The sequence below is a fragment of the Polaribacter sp. Hel1_33_96 genome (assembly GCF_002846595.1).
In the GTDB taxonomy this organism is placed as follows: Bacteria; Bacteroidota; Bacteroidia; order Flavobacteriales; family Flavobacteriaceae; genus Polaribacter.
Map to the genome: position 1 here is coordinate 2,539,977 of NZ_PJMV01000001.1, position 20,356 is coordinate 2,560,332.

Genomic DNA, 20,356 nt, shown 5'->3' on the forward strand with positions numbered 1-20,356 from the left:
GAAATAGGCGTAATATGCTATGTTCTCTGCGATTCGTAAAATTGGATTTAAAGATGTTATTTAGGCACTAAATTTAGCTGTCGTACCAATTCTTCTCCAGCAACTATATGTTCTGTAATTGTAAAGACTTCTTTTCTGTTTTTTCTAAAGTCTTTTAAAAACTGAACAAACTCATCTTCAAGAGTTTCGTGTTCCGTTCTAAATTGATGTGAATCGTATTTAAAAGGATCCTCTATCAACTCGGCTAAATGATGTAAATGCTTATTTGTTCTTGCTAACAAGGAAGAACATTTTTTATCAACTTTAAGCAAATTAATTTCAATATTCTGCATCATATCAATATTTTCCTTTTTTGAAATCCATAGAAAATACTTATCGATCAGATGATGTAAAAATCTTAAATCGTCTTTGTAAAAGGAAAGATCTGATTTCCAATGTTCTGTTAGTATATATAATTTTTGCCAATCAGCTTTCTGAATATAATTGTCTTTTGGTCTGTTTCTGAAATCATTCATCCTATAAATTCTAGGAAGTAAATGTACTAATGCCTTTAAAGGAATAAAATGATCTAGATCATTTTAAATAAATTAAGTGTGATACATATCCCATGAATCCTCAAGCGTTCTTTGCTAAAATTTTAGAGGCAAGTAGGATGCTTTTTATTTCTTGTTTTCATCTGTATATGAGTTTTAGAAGTATGCTTTTATTATCGCATAAAAAGAACAGCCATCCATTTTCCAATATATAATTTAGATACTAGATAGCTGTTCTCTTCAAGGCCTATGCCGTAGCTTCTTCTTTTACATTTCTATTTTGAGCAAATTTTTCGATAAGATCTGGTAATTTTTCAAATACCGCAGCGAGCCCTTGTGATTTACCAGCAGACAAGAACGAAATTTCGTCTCCTTTGCTTACTAAAAAACCTATAGGTTCTATACCTACACCGGCACCAGCGCCCATACCTTCTCCTTTACTTCCTTTGCGCTCTGTACCTTCGCCGCCTCCAGAACCAAATCCCATCCCTACCTTAATAACTGGTACGCACTTAAATTCGCCTAAGTCGAACTGCTGCCCAACAACCGTTTCTGTTTTAGCTTCCGTTTTAATGAAGTCTGTAATTTTTCCTAATAATTCTTCAAAATGTAATTCCATAATTCTAAGTTTTAATAATTAATAAATGATCTAAGTATTCTAATGGGCTTATTTTCTATGTGTACTAATAGCTTAACACGCCCGTCGAAGTTGATATTGAAAGCTCCATACTTATACTTTAGTAAAGCAAAAAGAGGATATAGTTTTGCATTCATTAAACAGTCACCAGTGTCCATGTCTACATAAAAGCTAGTTACCTTAAAAGACTGTACCACCCGAAGTACTTTTGTTAAACCAGGACTCTTTTTCTGTTTGGACTTTAACTTTTGCGGCTTTTTTTTATCATGTTTCTTTTGCCGTAGTGGATAGAAATAAAAATCTTTGAAAAAAACATGTACTTTTATTTGTAATATTTCCGCTTTATCTGCTTCAATACCAATTGTAACCAACCCCTTTAATTTGATATAATAGAGCGCTTTGTCTGTGTCGATACAGATAAGAATAGGCATAAATAATAAAAACCCTATTAGTAGCACAAAGACGGATAATACAAGTATAATAAGCATCTCTTATTTTTAGATAAAGAAACGATGTAAAATATCACAAAACAATGATGCAGATCAGTATGTACCTTATATAGCGTATCAAATTATGCTACCCTTTTGAAGAAAAAGAAGTTCTTTCATGATCAAAATCGCATCATTATGCAATAGACATACCTCCATCGATTACTTGGGTGGTTCCTGTTATGTATTTGCTGTCTTCCGAAGCCAAGAAAACCACCAGTTGGGCAATTTCTATAGATTCTGCATAGCGTCCAAAAGGGATGCCTTCCTCAAATCCCTTTTTAACTTCATTGGGTGCTTGTGGCGAAATATCTTTTTCAATATCGCGCATCATACGTGTGTTCACTGGTCCAGGGTGCACAGAATTTACCCGGATATTCCTTGCTGCAAATTCTAATGCGGCAGTTCTCATAATTCCGACAATTCCATGTTTACTTGCAACATAAGCTCCTAATCCACTAAAACCCTTAAGACCCGCCACTGAAGAAGAAATTATGACACTACCGCCATCATTCATTTCAGGTATCACGTGCTTACATCCTAACCAAACGCCCTTCAAATTTATTGCAATTACTTGATCAAAAACCTCATCAGGATACGCTGTTATTTGTGAAGATTTCCCCTCTATGCCAGCATTATTAAAAAAAATATCTATTTTCCCAAACTTAGATACTGTTTTAGATACATATGCCGCTGTTTCGGTGGCATTTGAAACATCTGCAACACAATAGGAAACATTGGAATCATCGAGCTCTTTAGTAGCAGCTATGAGCCTGCTTTCAGTTCTTCCTATTAACATCACTTTAGCCCCTTCTTTTAAAAATAATTTTGCGGTAGCTTTTCCAATACCACCAGCACCACCAGTAATAATGGCAACTTTATCTTTCAGTTTTTTCATTTTTTATAATTTTTAAGGTTGCCACAACTTATCCTATTGTTCGATAAAAAGAAATGACCCTCGTCAGTTTGCTCACCTTTATAAATCATTTACAATTATTGCCATCCAGTCAACCATTCCTATAAAGTTTATTGTAAAAAAGATCTAAAGCTTCGCTATTCTATGGCGTCTAGATTGACCTAAGTCATTTTATAAGAAACCGATACGTCTTACTTTTGTGGTTCATCAAATCAATGCTCATGAACGTTTATAAAAAAATTGGTATTGCATTGCTCATAATTCTTGGTTTGCTAATCATATTAGGAACTTGGTACAAGTATGAATTCTCAATGAAAGAGGCCAATTCTATGGAAATAAACGACGCTAATCTAGCGCGTAAAATTCTTATCGCTACCCAAGGGAGCGTTTTTAAGGATAAAGTAACACTTAGTCTTATTGAATATTACAAACCTCAATCTGTATTTATAAAAGTGATAGATACTAAATTGCTAGCGGACATACTCCCCAAAGAATTTGATGCCATTATAGTGGTTCACACTTGGGAGTATGGAAAGCCTCCAATAAAAGTAAAGCGGTTTATAAAACAAAATGAAGCAGTGAAAAATAAAATTGTAGTACTGACCACTTCTGGCGAAGGCAGCTTCAAAATGGATGGTGTAGATGCATTGACGGGTGAATCCAATTTAAAAGATGCTGAAGAATATTCTGATAAAATTATTCGCAAAGTAGAAGCCCTGCTAGCGAAGAATCCAAAATTAAAAATATAATTCTTATCAAATAAATTTATAAACTGCTTGAAGATTCATAAAAACTTATCGTTGCCTTTAGAAAAATGAGGAAGTGTTCTTGGAGCAACACAAGAAGTAATCAAACCTACAAGGATATCATAGAAAACGTGACCATAAAGAGCATTTAAATTTCACATTTACTCCTGAAAATATTTTTATTTAGTCCCAATTTCGAAATGAATTTCGATTGTTGCCAAAAGAAATACCCCTTAATTTCTCAAGGAGCTTTTTAGTAGATAACTCTATTGAAATATCGAACTTAAGTTTTACTCCAAGAGAATTGATTGACACTCATCATATAATGACTCTTATTGTGAAAAGTTCAACTTAAGTTTTACACCAAGAGATTTTTTAGAAACAATTTTAATAACAAGGACCATATCAAAAGACAAGAATTTACATCCATTAGTGTGACCTTTATTCTTTATCTCAATCCATTAATATCATATCTCGATACAAAATTCCAAACCAATTCAGATGTGCTCTGACCTTGGTAAGTGGCGCTAAACCAAACATGATCTCCTCCTATGAATTTATAATGCTCAACAGAAACTGAGCTCTCTCCTTGGTCATAGACATAACGTTCAATATTATTGTCACTTGTTATAGTAGGGGTTAAAACTGTATTGTTGAAATTAATCCAGTGGTCTAATGTACTTTGTGCAGAGTTCCAGTCATTGTTCCCATTATATGGTAGTACTCCATCAGATGTTCCGTGAAGATGTACTACCGGCATAGGATGATTTGTAGATCCCGTACAATCTAACATTACTCCAGAAACAGATGCTACCGCAGCAATTAAGTCGCTTTTATAATTTGCGAGCCCATATGCCATCATGCCACCGTTTGAGTATCCTGCAGCATAAATTCTCTCCATATCTACATTATACTGAGATGAGATCTCAGTTATCATGGATTCAACAAAACCAAAATCATCAGCATCACTTTTATTGTCTCCTCCTGATGGACAACCGTTCCAATGAGATAAACCATCTAAACAGATACCTTGAGGATAGATTAAAATAAAAGTGTCAGCTTCTGACAATGAGCGCATATCTGCTTCTTGCATATAATCACTTGCACTACCACCAAACCCATGAAAATTAAGCATTAGTGGAACAGAAGATGTTCCATCATATGAATTAGGTATGTATAAAACATATTCTCTATTGATACCATCGTGAACTATGGACTGTGCATTATTATTTGAGTAACATTCCTCTGGATTTTTATTATCATCTTTTTCACAACTACTAAGAATCGTTAGTAAGAAAGTAAATAGTAAAATTGATTTTTTCATCGGATTCTATTTTTTTTTAAAACGACGACTTCTTTTTATTATTGTGTATAAATAAAAAAACGGTTACACTATATAATAGTATAACCGTTTTATTGTTTTAGTAGATAACTCTATTGAAATATCGAACTTCGAATTCTCTCGGAAGAGTTTTATTGAAACTTCTTTTTTAATCGATAAAATTATAAATTAAACAAATCGAAATAAGGTAGGTCATCATCTATCTCTGGTTGCAGAGAATTGTCAAGTATCCCCAATCGACCTCCACTTCCATTCGATCTGCCAGTGGAATTAAGTACTCTTTGAAAATTTCTGCAACGGTTGGTTAAACCTATTTTTTTATTGCGAACTATCTTTTAATTTGCTATAATTGTAAAAATACTTTTCGTATTTAACGGATTAAAACTGTTTTAGAAGACAAAAGTATCAAGCAAACTTGGTTTGCGGATCAATTAGAAAAGAGTTTCGATAGTATTGTATGTAGAGAAAATAATTGAAGACAACCTTCCCTCAGTTGAGGAAGTACTGACTGATTTAAAATCTGCATGGAGCGAGAGTCTAAAAGCAGTAAAAAACTTAAAAAGAAGTAGAAATTTCAACTAAAGTTTCTTTAGATAATTTTATAAATAAAACATGATGGATGCAAAAAAAATGCTTAATAAATTTAACAGAAAAGCAAATGAATGGTTAGTTGATTTAAGAATGATGGATGAAGAGATCATTCAAATCAAACCAACTGAAAAATCGTGGTCAATTTCAGAGGTATACGACCATGTTATGAGAGTAGCACGAAGCTATCAAATTCCTAACTTGAAAGAAAGTATTACAGAATCAGCTAAAAGAAAAAAAAGTAAAAACAAATATGGAATTGCAATTTTTAATTTAGGTTACAGGAAAAATGTACATATTAAAATGGAAGAATTTCCAAAGCCGTTAGTTGAAGCCTTCACTCCTTCCAAAAGAGTTAAAAATGATTTAATCAATGATTTCTTATCCTTCATCAAAGAAGTAAATGAGCTACAAGATATTTTAGAAAAGAGTGGTAAAGAGCATAAGCAATATCATTATATGTTTGGTGATATTAATACGAGAGAATGGTTTTCATTAATTGAACTTCACATTTGGCTGCATGATAAACAAAAAGCAAAAATAAAAAGATATATAGAAACCAATGAATTATGTGTTGAATGTTGATTGGTAGAATTATCTAAACCATTTAAAAATAAATAAGTTTAATAAAATAAAGAGCAGATAACTTGAGAAAATTGAAAATTTTAATAACTGCTATAGTGTTCGTATTTCTATCATGCAATGTAAACGAAGAAACTCCAGAACCTATAGAAACAAGAGGATACGATATGCTACTTATTGGGAATAGCTTTTTTAAACCCTATGCACAGAAACTTAATGCTATGGCTGTTGACGCTGGTTTTGAAAATCATAATGCAACTGTGGTTTTTCGTGGAGGAGATAATGGAAGACCCCTTAATTTTTGGAACGACACTTCAAGTGAAGCACATAATCAAATAAAGATGACTCTTGACCAGGGTAATATAGACTTTTTTGGAATGACAGCTGGAAAGTTACCAGATAATCCAACAGATGGTTTTAGAGAATGGATCGAATATGCCTTACAAAATAATCCTGACATTACTGTTTTTTTATCAATACCGCCACCTGATTACCCTTCAAATTGGCCTCAGTTGGCCGAAGAAAGGGGCTTTAGTAACATACAAGAGGTGTACACAGATTTTGTGAAGGAAAATATTCATAATTCTCTTGTAGATGAGCTACGTGCTGAATTTACGTCTACCCTTATTTTTACCATTCCTACCGGATGGGCTTGTATCAATTTAGCGCAAATGAATCTCGATAACTTATTATTGGATGAGATTGAAATGTCAGGAGCAGTTGAAACGTCAATATTCGTAGATCCAAAAGGACATCAAGGAGAGATTGTTAAACAAACAGGTGGTCTTGTGTGGTTAAATAGCCTCTATGATATAGATTTAAGTACCAATACTTATGAAACAGGATTCAATACAGACTTGCACGAAATAGCAAAGCAAATAACGGATAGTCATGATTCTAATTACAAACAATAAAGATTTTGTATTTATAATAAAAAACGATTACACTATAATAGTATAACCGTTTTATTGTTTTAGTAGCGGGAACTGTACTCGAACCAGTAACTTTGGGTTATGAGAAACACTATTTAGTTTTCATGATGCATCACTTATTAATTTAACCAAAACAAGCTTCACATTTTCCTTGTATCAATAATTGAGAAACCTCAATTTTCCTATTAGGTATTTTTGGAATTGAAAAACTAACTGCTAAACAATCGACCTTTCCACAATCTAAACATTGAAAATGAGGATGAACATCACTATGTTTATTTGAAGAACAGTTACTACATTTAGCATACCATTTTAATCCATCTTTAGCAAGAAATGAATGTAAAACACCATCGTCTTCGAGTTTATCTAAAACGCGATATACTGTTGTTTTATTCATTTTAGAAGTAAGTCGACTCACTAAAGAAATAACCGAAATTGCGTTCGTTTGATTTTTGAATTGACTAAGTAATATCTGAACAGATTTTGTTTTTCTTAAAATACCCATACAACAAATATAACGCAACTATGTTGCATTAACAACTATTATATTTATATTTGCAACTCAGTTGTATTAATAAATTCTAAATGATATTAATAAAACAAAAATCAGATTCTATAGGAGTCGCAGCAAGTACACTTTGTTTAATACATTGCATTGCTACTCCATTTATTTTTATAGTACAAAGTTCTTCATTAATGTGTTGTAATGCAACACCTAATTGGTGGAAATCTATGGACTATTTATTTTTAATTATTTCTTTCCTGGCTATTTGTCGCTCCACGCAAACAACTGCTAAAAACTGGATAAAACTGGCCTTATGGGGAAGTTGGTTTCTATTATTTTTTATTATAATCAATGAAAAAATGTCATTATTCCCTTTGAAGGAATACTTTATATATTTTCCAGCAATAGCATTAATCGTTTTGCATCTCTACAATAAAAAATATTGCCGATGTAACACCACTAAATGCTGTACAAATGAATAAACAAGATATTGAAATAATTGGAGATAATCATATTTCATCAAGTGTTGAAACACCAATGCTTTCCAATGCGTTTAACACGTCAGATGATGAAAAAATTAAAACTATCCAGCACCATTTTGGAAAAATAATGGAAACACTTGGACTCGATTTATCAGATGATAGTTTGTCTGGTACACCGTATCGTTTTGCAAAAATGTATGTAAAGGAACTGTATTATGGGTTAAACCCCAAAAACAAACCAAAAATGTCTGTGTTTGACAACAAATACGGATATAAAAAAATGCTCGTAGAACAAAATATCACAATAGACTCTTCTTGCGAACATCATTTTTTACCAATAATAGGACATGCGCATATTGCATACATTCCTAAAGAAAAAGTAATAGGCCTTTCAAAAATAAATCGGTTAGTAGATTATTATGCGCATCGTCCACAGGTACAAGAAAGATTATCATTACAAATCCTTAAAGATTTACAAAATATTTTAGAAACAAAAGATGTCATTGTAATGATTTGTGCAAAGCACCTATGTGTATCTTCAAGAGGAATAAAAGATAAAGATAGTTTTACTACCACTATAGAATATGATGGCAGTTTTGAAGAAAAAATATATCGTGAGGAATTTTTAAACATAATTAATAATCAAAAAATATAGAAATACAGCACACATTTTTAAATTCCCTAATATAGATTTAGGGAAAAGAGAAGATTTCCTAATTTTAGGAAAATCTGGGGTAGGAAAAACCACCTTTTTATATCTTTTAGCAGGTTTATTAAAACCAATTAGCGGAAAAATAATAATTAATAAAATTGAATTTAATTCTTTAACCAAAAATAAATTGGATGAATTTAGAGGCCGAAATATTGGACTTGTTTTTCAAAAAAAACATCCGATTAAATCTTTCAATGTAATGGAAAATTTAAAAGCACGTCTTTTTTTAGTAAAAAAAAATAGAAATTTTACTAACACAATTAAATATTGCTGAATTAAAAAAAAGTAACATTCGTAAATTAAGTGAAGGACAATTGCAAAGATTATGTATTGCTCTATCTGTAATACATAATCCGCAAGTTATTTTAGCTGATGAACCCACTTCCAGTTTAGATGATGAAAATTGTAAAATTGTTATTGAGTTACTAAAACATCAGGCAAAACAGACCAATGCCAATTTAATCGTCATAACGCATGACCAAAGAATAAAACCTTTCTTTCACAATTCAATTACCCTATGAATATTTGGAAGATTAGCATACTCAACCTAAAATCTAAACCAATATCTACTTTTTTAAGCATATTTGTTTTATCCTTGAGTATTGCACTTCTTTTAGGAGTTCATCAATTAAAAACCTCTTTCAAAAACCAAATTGACTCTAATTTAGGTAAAATAGATTTAGTTATTGGAGCAAAAGGAAGCCCACTGCAATTAGTTTTGGCCTCTGTATTGCATTTAGATAATCCAACAGGAAATATCTCTTATGATGAAGCAAAAAATATAAGCAAAAATTCCTTGGTTAAATTGTCTGTCCCTATTTCTTATGGTGATAATTATAAAGGATATAGAATTATAGGAACAACCACTGAATATACTTCTTTTTATAACGCTGAATTAGAGAATGGTCGAAAGGTTAAAAAAGTTATGGAAGTAGTTTTAGGCAATACTGTTTCAAAACAATTAAATCTTAAAATAGGTGATACATTTTTAAGTTCTCATGGATACGTAGAAAACGATATAGATGTACATTCTGATAAATTTACTGTAGTAGGTATTTTAAAACCTACACAAAAAGTAATTGATCGTTTAATAATTACTAATTTGGAGAGTTTTTGGAAACTACACAATCATGAAGGTAAAGATGAAGATGAAAGTCATACAGAAGATCATCAAAAAGCGCATCAGGAAGAAAGTTAAATAACATCATTATTAATAAATCTTAAAAGTCCTAAAGCACTTTTAACGTTTCTTAGGAAAATTAATGAGCATAACAACCTACAAGCTGCATTACCTAAATACGAGTTACATAAACTATATGAATATACAAGTATTGGCTTTCAAACGATTGCTTGGATAGCCTATATAATTCTTATAATTTCTTGTATTATTATTTTTATAAGTATGTACAAAATGGTAAAAGAACGTGCTTTTGATTTGGCAATTTTAAGAACCTATGGAGCCAGTAATTTTCAATTGATGAAAATGGTAATTTATGAAGGACTAGCTATTGCATTTTTTAAATTTAGATCCTGAGGGGAAAATTTATATATTATCTAAAGGACCAATGTCATCTTGTTATTTTTGCGGAATAGGTGGACCAGAAACAGCAATTGAACTTTACTTGAAAATACTTCATTAATTTTTAACACAGATGATATTATATCTGTAACTGGCATTCTAAAACTAAACCAAGATGATGTAGAACATTTTAATTACATTCTCACTAAATCTAATGGAATATTAATTAAATAAACTAATTTTATGTTTTTAAAACACTCAAAAAATATCACTTAAATGAGAGCTTTACATTTAATTTACTTATTTCTTTTATTTGCTTCTTGCAAAAAAACAAATAGAGACCTCACAAAAATAACTGCAAAAACAATTGCTATCGATAGTACCATACAATCTTCTGTAAAAATAGATAGTATTATAGCTCCTTATAAAGAAAAATTGATAAACGAAATGGAAAAGGTGTTGAGCTATACACCAAAAGATCTTACAAAAATAAGTATTGAGATGCAAAGTACTTTGGGAAATTTAATGGCAGATATGTGTTTTAAAATGGCAAATCCTATGTTTAAAGAAAAGACAAAAGCTTCTATTGATTTTGCTATGTTTAATTATGGGGGATTACGAGCCATAATACCTGCTGGAAAAGTAACAAAGGAACATGCTTTTAAACTAATGCCTTTTGAAAATGAATTAGTTGTTGTAAATATTACAGGTGATAAAGTAGCAGAATTAGTCAATTATTTTATTAAAAATAAAGAAGCACATCCTTTATCAAAAAATATAGCACTAATCATCATTAAGGAAAATAATTATGCTTTAAAAATTAATGACAAAGAATTCGACAATAACAAAACCTATAATGTACTAACATCCGATTTTTTACAAAGCGGAGGTGATAAAATGAATTTCTTTAAAAATCCAAAAAAGCTGACAAAATTAGACTATAAAGTAAGGGATGCTATTATCTCTTATTTGGAAAAAGTAGATACTTTAAAAACCACAATAGACAAACGTGTAACAATCAAGTAATGGAAAGAAGAAATTTTATAAAACAATTAGGAGGAGCATCAGCACTTGCCATGGTTGGCGGATTAACATTACCATCTTTTACTGACAAGCAAAAACGTCATATCACTATTTTACATACCAATGACACTCACAGTCATATAGAGCCTTTTAAAGCAAATCATCGCAGAAATGCGAACAGAGGAGGAATTCCTAGAAGGGCCACTTTGATTGAACAAATTCGGAAAGAAAATCAGAATACGCTATTATTAGATGCTGGTGATATTTTTCAAGGAACACCTTATTTCAACTATTTTGAAGGCGAACTTGAATTTAAGCTGATGAGTATATTAAAATATGATGTAGCAACAATTGGTAATCACGATTTCGACAACTCTATAGAGGGCTTATTTAAGCAATTACCAAATGCAAAATTCGATTTTGTTTCCGCCAACTACAATTTTAAAAATACGATTTTAGATACCCATATCAAACCTTATAAAATCATCATCAAAGATGATATTAAAATTGGCATATTTGGTTTAGGTATTGAATTAGAAGGATTAGTAAATAAAAAAATGTATAAAGAAACTTTATACTTAAATCCTATAGAAATAACTCAGGATATTACAAGTAAGTTAAAAGATGAAGAAAAATGTGATTTAATTATCTGCTTATCGCATTTAGGATATTATTACAAAAACAATCCAAATAAGGTTTCTGATTTAAATTTAGCAAAAATCACTAAAAATATTGACTTAATTATTGGCGGACACACGCATACATTTTTACCAAAACCAACCATTGTAAAAAACATAGCTGGTAAAAACATGTTGGTAAATCAAGTTGGAGCTTATGGTATAAATTTAGGTAGGATTGATTTTTATTTTGATGCGCAGAACAATAAAACATCTAAAGGAACAACGATTTTAGTATAGTTTTAAATTTTAATTTGTTTTACATAAAAACAAAAAATAGGCTTACATTTTAATGAGAACCTTGTCATCTCTAGCAGTGAGAATTGGATTTGTTTCTGCACGTTGTTCCGCACTGAGGCAAAGAAAATAAAAATCGCACAACGCTTTCGGGTATTTTTTGTACTTCCCTAAAAGTTGAAAACCGTTTCACTTTTAAAAGCACAAAAAAACCTCTTGATTTCTCAAGAGGTTTTCTTTGTAGCGGGAATTGGACTCGAACCAATGACCTTCGGGTTATGAGCCCGACGAGCTACCTACTGCTCTATCCCGCGATTTCGAGTGCAAATATACAACAGTTTTTAAGTTCTACAAGGTTTATTTGAATATAAATTAAAAAAAGGAAGGTGTTTTTAGTTCTAACACAAAACCTGCATTTGATGGTAATTCATAGGATTTTGTAGCACAAAAATCTAACACAGACTCGAGATTTATTTTTGTAAATTTCAATCAAACTTGTTATCATTAATATTTCTGAATTATTAAGAATCAATTTCTTTAAAACCTTTGAAAAATCCAATTGTAAAGTCTACAATCCATTTAATGGATAAAAAACCAAACCACAAAAAAGAGATGAAAATGTGCCAAAATACTTTAATGAAATTAACAAAGAGAATGATCACCATGTAGATCATTTGAAAAGTAGCAGCGTTTTTTCCTCTTACTTGAACACCACCTAATTTGAAACTGGAATAATTGGGTTTGAAGATGTTATAGGAACCTCGTTTATTTTTTAAGGATGTACTTAATCCGTTTTTTGAGACATTGAAATTGAATGGGCCACTTTTATACCTCCCAATAAACTGAAAGTTACCGTTTTGGAAACCCATTCTTGCACCCTTAAATAATCGTTTGTGAAGACGAAGTCCGTGTTTGGTGTTTATGGTAGCACCAATTCCATCACCCTTAAATGTTTTCGTTGCAGAAACACCTCCTGTTCTTGAAACTCGGACATTTTTCCCTCGGTATTCAATTCTTTTTGAAGGTTTGTCTTTATCTTTTGAATTAGTGCTTGACATGAGTCAAAATTAAGAAATTAAAATAAGGAGGTTGAGATGTTTGAATTTTGATTTCCCCTCCCCCTATTGACAGAAGTTGCAGCTCAATTTCTTCTTTTGACGATCCACTTAACTTGGACGATATACAATTCTCCTTCCTTTAAAATACTTAAGTAACGAGTGTAAGTTAGACTGCTTTTTCGAAAGCATTTTCTATATCGCTTAATGTTACAGCAACTTGTTTTTCGGCAAGAAACTTATAAATCAATAATCGCATTGCTGTAACTCTAATATTTTTTGAGTCTAAAAATTGTTCTATTTTTTGCATAATTTTTAATGTTCTTCGTTACCAAATGGTTTAATAATAATTCCTACGCTAAAAATAAAGCCGTCTGTTGGTGCATAAATTTCTGGAAATTCTGGATTTTCGTGTGGTGGTAAAACCAAAGGCGAAAACCTACTTTGTCGTCTGTCTGTGAAATTTTCAAAATTCACAAAAGCACTACCAAATTTAAAGTTTCGCATTAACAATAATCCCATTGTGACAAAATCTGTCGTTTCAGTTCCGTTTGATAAAAACTGCTTTCCTGTATAAAATGTCTCGTAACCAATTCGCCATTTATCAGATTCGTACATTAATACACTTCCTGCGTTATGTTTTGCTGTCAATGGTTTTTGTGGATTTCCTGCCAAATAGTTCAGTTTCGTGTCTATAAGTGCATAATTTAAAAACCATCTAAAATCTTTATAAGTAAACTTAATATTTGTTTCTGCTCCTTTGCTTAAAATTTCGTCAGTTGCATTTTCAAATGCAAACAAACCGTTATTTGTACTATTTAATAACAATCCGTTATTAATCGCTGTAACATAAAAAAGTTGATTAATGGAAAAACCAATGGTTTCAAATAAACGTGTTTGATAATTGAAATCAAGATTTACACCATAAGAACGTTCTGCTTTTAATGAAGATTTATCAATGCCAATTACATTTTCAAAATTGATAAATTCAGCCTCTTCTGTAAAAATATCTGGAATTTTGTAGCCTAAACCACCACCAATTCTGCATGAAAATCCGCTATCATTTTTATAAAGCAAAGAAATTTTTGGAAGTGGAAAAATACCGAAATCAGTATTGTAATCTGCTCGCAATCCAGTTTCTAAAATCCAATTATCTGAAATATCAAGAATGCTGTTTGCAAACATTCCATAAGTTATATCTGTTTGGTCACGTTGTAAAGTTGCATTATTATTTTCATCAAAGTTTGAAGTGTATAAGTTTGCTCCAAAAATCCAATCTGTTTTTAAAGAAGTTTTTTTATAGGTAACTTCTGTAAACGTATTGAATTGTTTACCATCAAAACTAAAACCTGGAATAGTAAGATTTCTATCGAAAAATGAAATACTATTTTTTATATTTAATGAGCTTATTGAATCTATTTGCGTTTTATAAACTGCTTGACTGCTTACTCTTTTTGATATGTTTTCTTCTGTATATTGATGAATTCCATTTTCTCCGCTTTCAATTTTTGTTACATCTCCACCAATTCTGTCATCGTAAGTTCCATTTAAACCAAACCAAAACGTTGTTTTTTCTGATGGATAATAAAAGAATTTTGGGTTGAATGAAATTGATGTAGTTTTTGGTAAATTACTAAAACCATCATTTTCTGGGTCGTAAACTTTTTGAGAATGACCAGAAGCGTAAAGTGAAACACCAAATTTCTCATTTCGTTTGCTGTAGAATACATTTGCTGTACTTCCTAATGCTTGGGTTTGTGTTAGCATAATATCCAAAGCTGGTTCTTCATCTGGTGTTTTTGAAACCATATTTATTAAACCTGCAATTGCTCCACCACCATAAAGTGTTGATGAACTTCCTTTAATAATTTCAAATTGTTGTAAATCTAATGGTGGAATTTGTAATATGCTCAAGCCACTTGAAAAACCGCCATAAAGTGGAAATCCATCTCTTAAAAGTTGCGTATAGCGTCCGTCAAGTCCTTGAATTCTGATATTTGTATTTCCACTACTTAAAGAAGTTTGTTGCATTTGTATTCCTGTACTTTCACGAAGAACCATCGAAATGTTTGTTGGGTTCATAATTGCTTTTTCTCCCAATTCTTCTGTGCCAATAAACTCTATTCTTGTGGGAATTTTCTTAACTGTTCTTGTGCTTCGTGAAGATTGTAACACAATTTCGTCTAATTGGTTTCCACTATTTTTTAATTTGAAAATTAAAGTTGAATTTATTGGTGCTTGAATAGTTGTTTTGAGAGTTTCAAAACCTAAATAAGAAATTATTGCGATATGTTTTCCGTTTGGAATTTTGGTAAAAGTTACAATTCCATCAAAGTCGGTTACTGCTCCTTTTTCTAACTCCTCAAAATAAACTGTTGCGCCAAATAAAGGCTCGTTTTCGGATTCTGAAATTACTTTTATTTTTAAATAAGATGTTTGTGCTTTTATTGAAAAGCAGGTAATAACTGTGAGCATTATGCTCAATATATATTTATTCATTGAAAATGTAAAAATTGATTAATTTAATTTTTTTGACTTTGAGTCTAAAATTTAACTAATCAATTGTGGCGGTTGCCAAATATTTGAGTGAAAATCAAATCTGTATGTTGATTGATAAACAAATAATATTTCTGTAGAAATTCGGTTTTTTAATCCCAAATCAAGAGTTTTAATTACTTGATAAGTAATAGATGTTCCGCAACAATTGCAAATACAAGTTACAGGACAAGTATCATCACTATCATTTTGGTGATTATGATTAGCACTTATTTCGTCTTGGTGTTTGTCTTCGGCATTATTTCCGTCAGAACAAGGTTTCATTGACAAAGCAAGTATTAATAATGATAATATGATAGTAGTAAATTTCATTATCACAAAGATAGATAATTTTAATGCAATGGTATTGCAAAGTTTTTTCTTAATTCGGTTTCTGCATTATGCATAACGTTCCGTGTATGGTGTCGTAGCATCCCGCAGGGTGCTATGCACTATACATATTGTTGTAAGCAGTTTTAATTCACGATTATTTTTTTAACAAATCGATCATTGCCATATTCGAACATTATGAGATTAATCCCTTTAGGCATTTCTTCTATTGTTAGTTGTGAATTATCAAATTCTTTGATTGTCATTCGCTCTCTTCCCAATACATCATATACGATTATACTTGATGGGTGTTCACTAAAATTAATGGTAATTTTTCCAATGGATGGGTTCGGAAAAATACTTATTCCTAAATCGTTAATTAGGTTGTCTGCAACTGACAAAGGGTTGGAAACAACAAATTGTCCCATCATTCCACCATCTTCGTGAGTCAGCATATGACAATGGTACATATAGGGTACAGAATCATTTGAAAATGTTTCAAACTTGGTTATGAACCGAACAGTTTCTTGCGGTCTAACCAGAACTACATCCTTTCTTCCTTGCTCATTAATTGCGGGAGCAACTCCATTTCTTGTTAAAATATAGAACTGTACATCGTGTATATGAAATGGGTGCGAAATTCCTGATTGGTTAGTCAGTTCCCAAATTTCAGTATTATCAAGTGGTATTGTGTAATTAATGACATTTAAATCCATTGTTGCTCCATTTATCAAGAATTCACCATTAAGCTGATTTGGTCCCATTGTAACTGGTGAAAAAGTCAGTGTTCTTGTAATATTTGAATTAATTTCAGGAATAGGAGTAACAGTTACCAAACCAGATGGGATTGATGATATGGGATTAACTGTCTGTACTCCTACGTTAAATTGAAGAACATCAAAGTCAGCACCATTCAATGGGTTCGGATTATAACCAGTCATTGTCATTCCAGCTCCCATACCTGGATTTGTCGCACCGTATATTCCATTTGGCAATTCAGAAGCATAACTTTTTAAAAATGCCGTTTGTCCGTTCATACTTGAAAAATCTATAAGTAATTCTGCTCTTTCTCCTGGTGCTAATAATAGTCTTGTTAATTGAACAGGTGCTGACAACAATCCACCATCAGAAGCTATTTGATGAAAAGTTTGATTATTACTCAATCCAAGATTAAAAGCTCTTTGTGATGAACCATTTAAAACTCTACACCGTACTACCTGAGACGGCACATCTAAGAAAGGGTCTATTGTTGCGTTGACCATTACAATATCATCTGAATTTGAGTGTACTACGATTTGGTTACTACTGTCAAAATCTTTTGTTTGAATTACTAATGGGAAATCATCAACACCATAAGTTCTTGGTAGAGCAAGAGCCGCTTCTGCGTTATCTTTTACTATTATCATTCCAGCAATCCCTTTTGAAACGTGTTTATCTGTAAAGTGATGCAAATGTGGATGATACCAATAAGTTGCTGCTTTATCTAAAATTGTGAAACTTGGCGACCAAGTTGTATTTTGTGGTATTGTAGTATGAGGACCCCCATCATTTTCTGCTGATACGTGCATACCGTGCCAATGAATAGTAGTTGTATCTGCCAATTGGTTTGTAACATTAAAATTCACAAAATCACCTTGATTAAGTATTAATGTTGGCCCCAGAATATTGCCGTTTGCACCCATTGTGTTGGTTGACGATCCACTTAAAAATTGTTTTGTCCCATTTTGTAGGGTTAAATTGATGTTTGCCCCAGATAAAGTGTCTGGAATAATCAATGCGTTTTGGGCATTTCCTAAATGAAAAAATAGAATCCCAATTAGAGTAATAGTTGTTTTTTTTATCATTTTATTTTTTATTTAATTGCTTACAACGGTCTTGTATATGAAAAGTAGCGGATTTTTTGCACTAACTTTTCGGTTAAACACAGGCCTTAAATTTATAAAATCCATTTCGATTTAGCACTTAAACCGCTATTTTTTATATACGTTGTTACCCACTGGCTTTATTCCGTTCAGCTTGGTTTGCAGCGTTGGCAAAGACATACTCTTTTGTAATTTTTGGCTTGTGTGTCGGCTGATGCGAATTACAAATGTGTATGGCTTTTAGCGTTGGCTTTTTAACAACAACTTTTATTTTCTTGAATTGGTGGACAAGCTACTGTACCATAAGAACAATAAACACAACAATCTCCCTCTTTAGGTTTCAAAACCGTTTTGCAATTCTCACATTCGTAGAAAAATTGACAAGCGTTTGTTGGCATATCTTCTACTTTTTTATGTCCGCAGTTTGGACAAGTGATTTCAGATTTTAATATAGTTTCCATTAATTTTCTTTTTTGTCCGTTACTTTATAGCCTGTTGAATTAATTGCTTTCTCAATTTCCGTTTCATTGGTTTTGGTCTTGTCAAATTCAACGATTGCATTTCCATTTTCGTAAGACGCCATTGAGTTTACAATTCCGTTGAGTTTGTTCACTTCGTGATTGACGTGTTCTTCGCAACTCGCACAAGTCATTCCGCTTATTTTAAATTCCGTTGTTTTAATGTCCGATTTGTCAACTACGATTATTTGCTTTTCTGTATTTGGGTAAAAAATCCCAGAATAGTATGGGAAAGCCAACATTACAATTGCAAAAACAGTTACAATTCCTAAAAATTTCCTTGATTGAATAAATTTTGGTTTTTCGTCCGTCTCACAATCACAGTCGATTTCTTTTTGAGGTTTAAGTTTTTGATACCAAGCAAAGCCAAGAACTAAAATTGTCAGCCCGATTAAATAAGGTCTAAAAGGTTCTATCCAAGAAAATGTTGAAGCAATTCCGCTTGTTCCTGCGATAAGAGCCAAAACAGGCGTAATACAACATAATGAAGCTGTAATTGCCGTTAACAAACCTGCACCAATTAATTTGTTTTCGCTTTTCATATCGTTTCCAAGATTTTGTTTTTATCAAGTAGCTCAAAGAACGGATTTAACATTTTTTCGTATTCCGCTGTCAATGAGTAAAATATTGTTTGAGCTTCTCTTTCCGTTTCTATTAAATTTCGGTCTTTCATTTTCCTCAAATGTTGAGAGATTGCAGAAATATTCATTCCAAGAATATCGCTTAAATCACAAACGCAAAGTCTTTTTTCCTCAAAGAGTAGGTAAAGTATTTTCAGTCGAACGCTATTTCCGACTAATGAAAGTCCGTTCGCCAAATAGTCGAACGATTCGCTTAATACAGAAACTGTGTCTTTGCAACGATTTATTTGTTCAATATCGGCTTGTTGTCTTATGCAAGATTTATTTTCCATAACACAAATTTACAATTATTTATTATTTAAGCAAATACTTAAATACGTAATTTTCAAGCGTTGGGAAATTTTAGCTCTTTTGGTTTTTACAGCGTTGGATTTGTGCGTCGGCAAAAACCGAAAGTGCTAAAATATGCAGTTGGTTTTCAGCTTGTGGGTAACTCCTTATATGTGGAATAAATCTCCTGTTTATAGGTCTCTGGTTCCGGATAACAGGAACTTTTGTTCTCGTTTATCATTTTAATTCAAATATAATGAAATATACTATAAAGATGCATTAGACTTTTTTCAATACTATTTTGGACTGGTATTATAATCACTGGGAGATCTTCTCTTAATCTTTGAGGATGTTTGACCGAAGTCTTTTAATTAAAAAACGGTTACACTATAAAAGTATAACCGTTTTATCATTATAAGTTGCTCCCCCTATTATTCAAAGTTGCAGCATAATTTCATCTTTAGACGATCCACTCATCTTAAAACTTGAGTAATATGGTTTAAATATGTTATTATTCCTCGTCAAGATAGTTATTAAAGAATCTTTCTAAACTTTTAATTTTTATTTCATCATCCTTAGAAATTACTTTTTTAGATTTTAATTTTTTTAATGTCTCAGACATTTGTTTTAACTGTTGATTAAGCATAAATTTTTAAAATTTTAATTCTATTTTTTAACCTCTAATTCTTTTCTCCAATAATTCTATCAATTTCTTTTCAGACATTCTATAGTTTGACCAGCCGCAATCAACTATGTCCATTTCTCCTTCATTAAGAACATTCAGGTAACGTTTGTAAACTTTCTTTAATTTTGAAGGAAGTGACTCAATAATCCCTTCTTTCTGATTTTTATATTCAAATTCTTGATGTTCACCATACCATTCTTCAAAAACCCACTTCCCTTTTTTAAAATTGAACGTATATCCATTATCATCCACTAAATTCAATTCCAATTGATCATTCTCAGATGGTGCATATTCAAAGTCAAATACATTAACTGTATTGAGTCGCCTTAAAATTTTGCGTCTTTCAATCTTGTTGATGAGATTTAGTGGCATCATCATCCCGATAGTGACCATTGTCTCCACGTCATCATTAATACTATTCATTCGTAATATCCAATGAGGTTTTGTGTAGTCTACATCATCACTACAGGTACAAAGTCGAAAAGGTCCGTTTAGATCGCACATAAACTTTATATTGTCATAAACATAACAAAAAATTGTG

22 protein-coding genes, 1 tRNA gene and 2 pseudogenes are annotated in these 20,356 nt (G+C 31.7%); 10 read left to right on the forward strand and 15 right to left on the reverse strand.

Annotated elements, in window-relative coordinates:
• Positions 1-56 precede the first annotated feature (56 nt).
• The 3 genes from ATE90_RS10965 to ATE90_RS10980 all read right to left on the reverse strand — a co-directional run bounded on the left by ATE90_RS10965 (position 57) and on the right by ATE90_RS10980 (position 2,556).
• Positions 57-515 carry a hypothetical protein gene (locus ATE90_RS10965; protein WP_101451396.1) on the reverse strand — a complete coding sequence of 153 codons (459 nt, stop codon included), beginning with the start codon at positions 513-515 and terminating at the stop codon, positions 57-59.
• Positions 516-780: 265 nt separating this feature from the next.
• Positions 781-1,152, reverse strand: coding sequence for a GerW family sporulation protein (locus ATE90_RS10970; RefSeq protein WP_036784037.1), 372 nt, complete (start codon positions 1,150-1,152; stop codon positions 781-783).
• A 642-nt stretch (positions 1,153-1,794) separates the two neighbouring features.
• Positions 1,795-2,556, reverse strand: coding sequence for an SDR family NAD(P)-dependent oxidoreductase (locus tag ATE90_RS10980; RefSeq protein WP_036784043.1), 762 nt, complete (start codon positions 2,554-2,556; stop codon positions 1,795-1,797).
• 233 nt (positions 2,557-2,789) lie between these two features.
• Here ATE90_RS10980 and ATE90_RS10985 point away from each other — a divergent pair, with 233 nt between their 5' ends.
• Complete coding sequence (locus ATE90_RS10985; protein WP_036784046.1) at positions 2,790-3,323, forward strand: hypothetical protein; 534 nt, start codon at positions 2,790-2,792, stop codon at positions 3,321-3,323.
• Between the two features lie 445 nt (positions 3,324-3,768).
• On the opposite strand, the gene ATE90_RS10990 is transcribed toward ATE90_RS10985, so the two are convergent.
• A complete protein-coding gene (locus ATE90_RS10990) occupies positions 3,769-4,644 on the reverse strand; it encodes an extracellular catalytic domain type 1 short-chain-length polyhydroxyalkanoate depolymerase (RefSeq protein ID WP_101451397.1) in 876 nt (291 codons plus the stop codon).
• Positions 4,645-5,292: 648 nt separating this feature from the next.
• On the opposite strand from ATE90_RS10990, the gene ATE90_RS10995 reads away from it, so the two are divergent.
• Both ATE90_RS10995 and ATE90_RS11000 read left to right on the forward strand, forming a co-directional pair.
• Positions 5,293-5,835: a hypothetical protein gene (locus tag ATE90_RS10995; RefSeq protein ID WP_143741116.1), complete on the forward strand. Its 543-nt coding sequence runs from the start codon at positions 5,293-5,295 to the stop codon at positions 5,833-5,835.
• 71 nt (positions 5,836-5,906) lie between these two features.
• Positions 5,907-6,746 (forward strand): hypothetical protein, encoded by an 840-nt coding sequence (locus tag ATE90_RS11000; protein ID WP_101451398.1) that lies wholly within the window; start codon positions 5,907-5,909, stop codon positions 6,744-6,746.
• Positions 6,747-6,888: 142 nt separating this feature from the next.
• Here ATE90_RS11000 and ATE90_RS11005 read toward each other — a convergent pair whose 3' ends face one another.
• Entirely contained in the window at positions 6,889-7,269 is a 381-nt protein-coding gene (locus ATE90_RS11005) for a Fur family transcriptional regulator (RefSeq protein WP_036784056.1), read from the reverse strand.
• 80 nt (positions 7,270-7,349) lie between these two features.
• On the opposite strand from ATE90_RS11005, the gene ATE90_RS11010 reads away from it, so the two are divergent.
• The 7 genes and pseudogenes from ATE90_RS11010 (at position 7,350) to ATE90_RS11040 (ending at position 11,922) form a co-directional block, all read left to right on the forward strand.
• Positions 7,350-7,751 (forward strand): MerC domain-containing protein, encoded by a 402-nt coding sequence (locus ATE90_RS11010; protein WP_036784058.1) that lies wholly within the window; start codon positions 7,350-7,352, stop codon positions 7,749-7,751.
• On the forward strand, positions 7,744-8,406 hold the full coding sequence (folE, locus tag ATE90_RS11015; protein ID WP_036784060.1) for a GTP cyclohydrolase I FolE: 663 nt from the start codon (positions 7,744-7,746) through the stop codon (positions 8,404-8,406). Before ATE90_RS11010 ends, folE begins: the two co-directional genes overlap by 8 nt.
• 31 nt (positions 8,407-8,437) lie before the next feature.
• Positions 8,438-8,984, forward strand: a pseudogene (locus ATE90_RS11020) (ABC transporter ATP-binding protein).
• On the forward strand, positions 8,981-9,661 hold the full coding sequence (locus ATE90_RS11025) for an ABC transporter permease (RefSeq protein WP_254712318.1): 681 nt from the start codon (positions 8,981-8,983) through the stop codon (positions 9,659-9,661). The pseudogene ATE90_RS11020 and the gene ATE90_RS11025 overlap by 4 nt, the downstream one beginning before the upstream one ends.
• A 204-nt stretch (positions 9,662-9,865) precedes the next feature.
• The gene (locus ATE90_RS13790) at positions 9,866-9,997 is read left to right on the forward strand and encodes an FtsX-like permease family protein (RefSeq protein WP_297800454.1); all 132 of its coding nucleotides are present in this window, start codon (positions 9,866-9,868) and stop codon (positions 9,995-9,997) included.
• A 261-nt stretch (positions 9,998-10,258) separates the two neighbouring features.
• Positions 10,259-11,008 carry a 5'-nucleotidase C-terminal domain-containing protein gene (locus ATE90_RS11035; protein ID WP_036784064.1) on the forward strand — a complete coding sequence of 250 codons (750 nt, stop codon included), beginning with the start codon at positions 10,259-10,261 and terminating at the stop codon, positions 11,006-11,008.
• The gene (locus ATE90_RS11040; RefSeq protein ID WP_101451399.1) at positions 11,008-11,922 is read left to right on the forward strand and encodes a bifunctional metallophosphatase/5'-nucleotidase; all 915 of its coding nucleotides are present in this window, start codon (positions 11,008-11,010) and stop codon (positions 11,920-11,922) included. Before ATE90_RS11035 ends, ATE90_RS11040 begins: the two co-directional genes overlap by 1 nt.
• 238 nt (positions 11,923-12,160) lie before the next feature.
• On the opposite strand, the gene ATE90_RS11045 is transcribed toward ATE90_RS11040, so the two are convergent.
• The 10 genes and pseudogenes from ATE90_RS11045 to ATE90_RS11090 all read right to left on the reverse strand — a co-directional run bounded on the left by ATE90_RS11045 (position 12,161) and on the right by ATE90_RS11090 (position 20,319).
• Positions 12,161-12,233, reverse strand: a tRNA-Met gene (locus ATE90_RS11045).
• Between the two features lie 207 nt (positions 12,234-12,440).
• Positions 12,441-12,977 (reverse strand): hypothetical protein, encoded by a 537-nt coding sequence (locus ATE90_RS11050; protein WP_069676950.1) that lies wholly within the window; start codon positions 12,975-12,977, stop codon positions 12,441-12,443.
• Between the two features lie 172 nt (positions 12,978-13,149).
• A pseudogene (locus ATE90_RS11055) lies at positions 13,150-13,284 on the reverse strand (transcriptional repressor); the annotation flags it as partial.
• 5 nt (positions 13,285-13,289) lie between these two features.
• On the reverse strand, positions 13,290-15,473 hold the full coding sequence (locus ATE90_RS11060; RefSeq protein ID WP_069676949.1) for a TonB-dependent receptor: 2,184 nt from the start codon (positions 15,471-15,473) through the stop codon (positions 13,290-13,292).
• A gap of 51 nt (positions 15,474-15,524) precedes the next feature.
• A complete protein-coding gene (locus tag ATE90_RS11065) occupies positions 15,525-15,842 on the reverse strand; it encodes a DUF6660 family protein (protein ID WP_069676948.1) in 318 nt (105 codons plus the stop codon).
• Between the two features lie 143 nt (positions 15,843-15,985).
• Positions 15,986-17,683, reverse strand: coding sequence for a multicopper oxidase domain-containing protein (locus tag ATE90_RS11070; RefSeq protein WP_101451400.1), 1,698 nt, complete (start codon positions 17,681-17,683; stop codon positions 15,986-15,988).
• A gap of 272 nt (positions 17,684-17,955) precedes the next feature.
• Positions 17,956-18,162: a GDCCVxC domain-containing (seleno)protein gene (locus ATE90_RS11075; RefSeq protein WP_084677408.1), complete on the reverse strand. Its 207-nt coding sequence runs from the start codon at positions 18,160-18,162 to the stop codon at positions 17,956-17,958.
• Positions 18,162-18,761: a mercuric transport protein MerTP gene (merTP, locus tag ATE90_RS11080; protein WP_101451401.1), complete on the reverse strand. Its 600-nt coding sequence runs from the start codon at positions 18,759-18,761 to the stop codon at positions 18,162-18,164. The genes ATE90_RS11075 and merTP overlap by 1 nt, the downstream gene beginning before the upstream one ends.
• Complete coding sequence (locus tag ATE90_RS11085) at positions 18,758-19,132, reverse strand: ArsR/SmtB family transcription factor (RefSeq protein WP_101451402.1); 375 nt, start codon at positions 19,130-19,132, stop codon at positions 18,758-18,760. Before ATE90_RS11085 ends, merTP begins: the two co-directional genes overlap by 4 nt.
• Positions 19,133-19,803: 671 nt before the next feature.
• A complete protein-coding gene (locus ATE90_RS11090) occupies positions 19,804-20,319 on the reverse strand; it encodes a hypothetical protein (RefSeq protein ID WP_101451403.1) in 516 nt (171 codons plus the stop codon).
• Between the last annotated feature and the right edge of the window lie 37 nt (positions 20,320-20,356).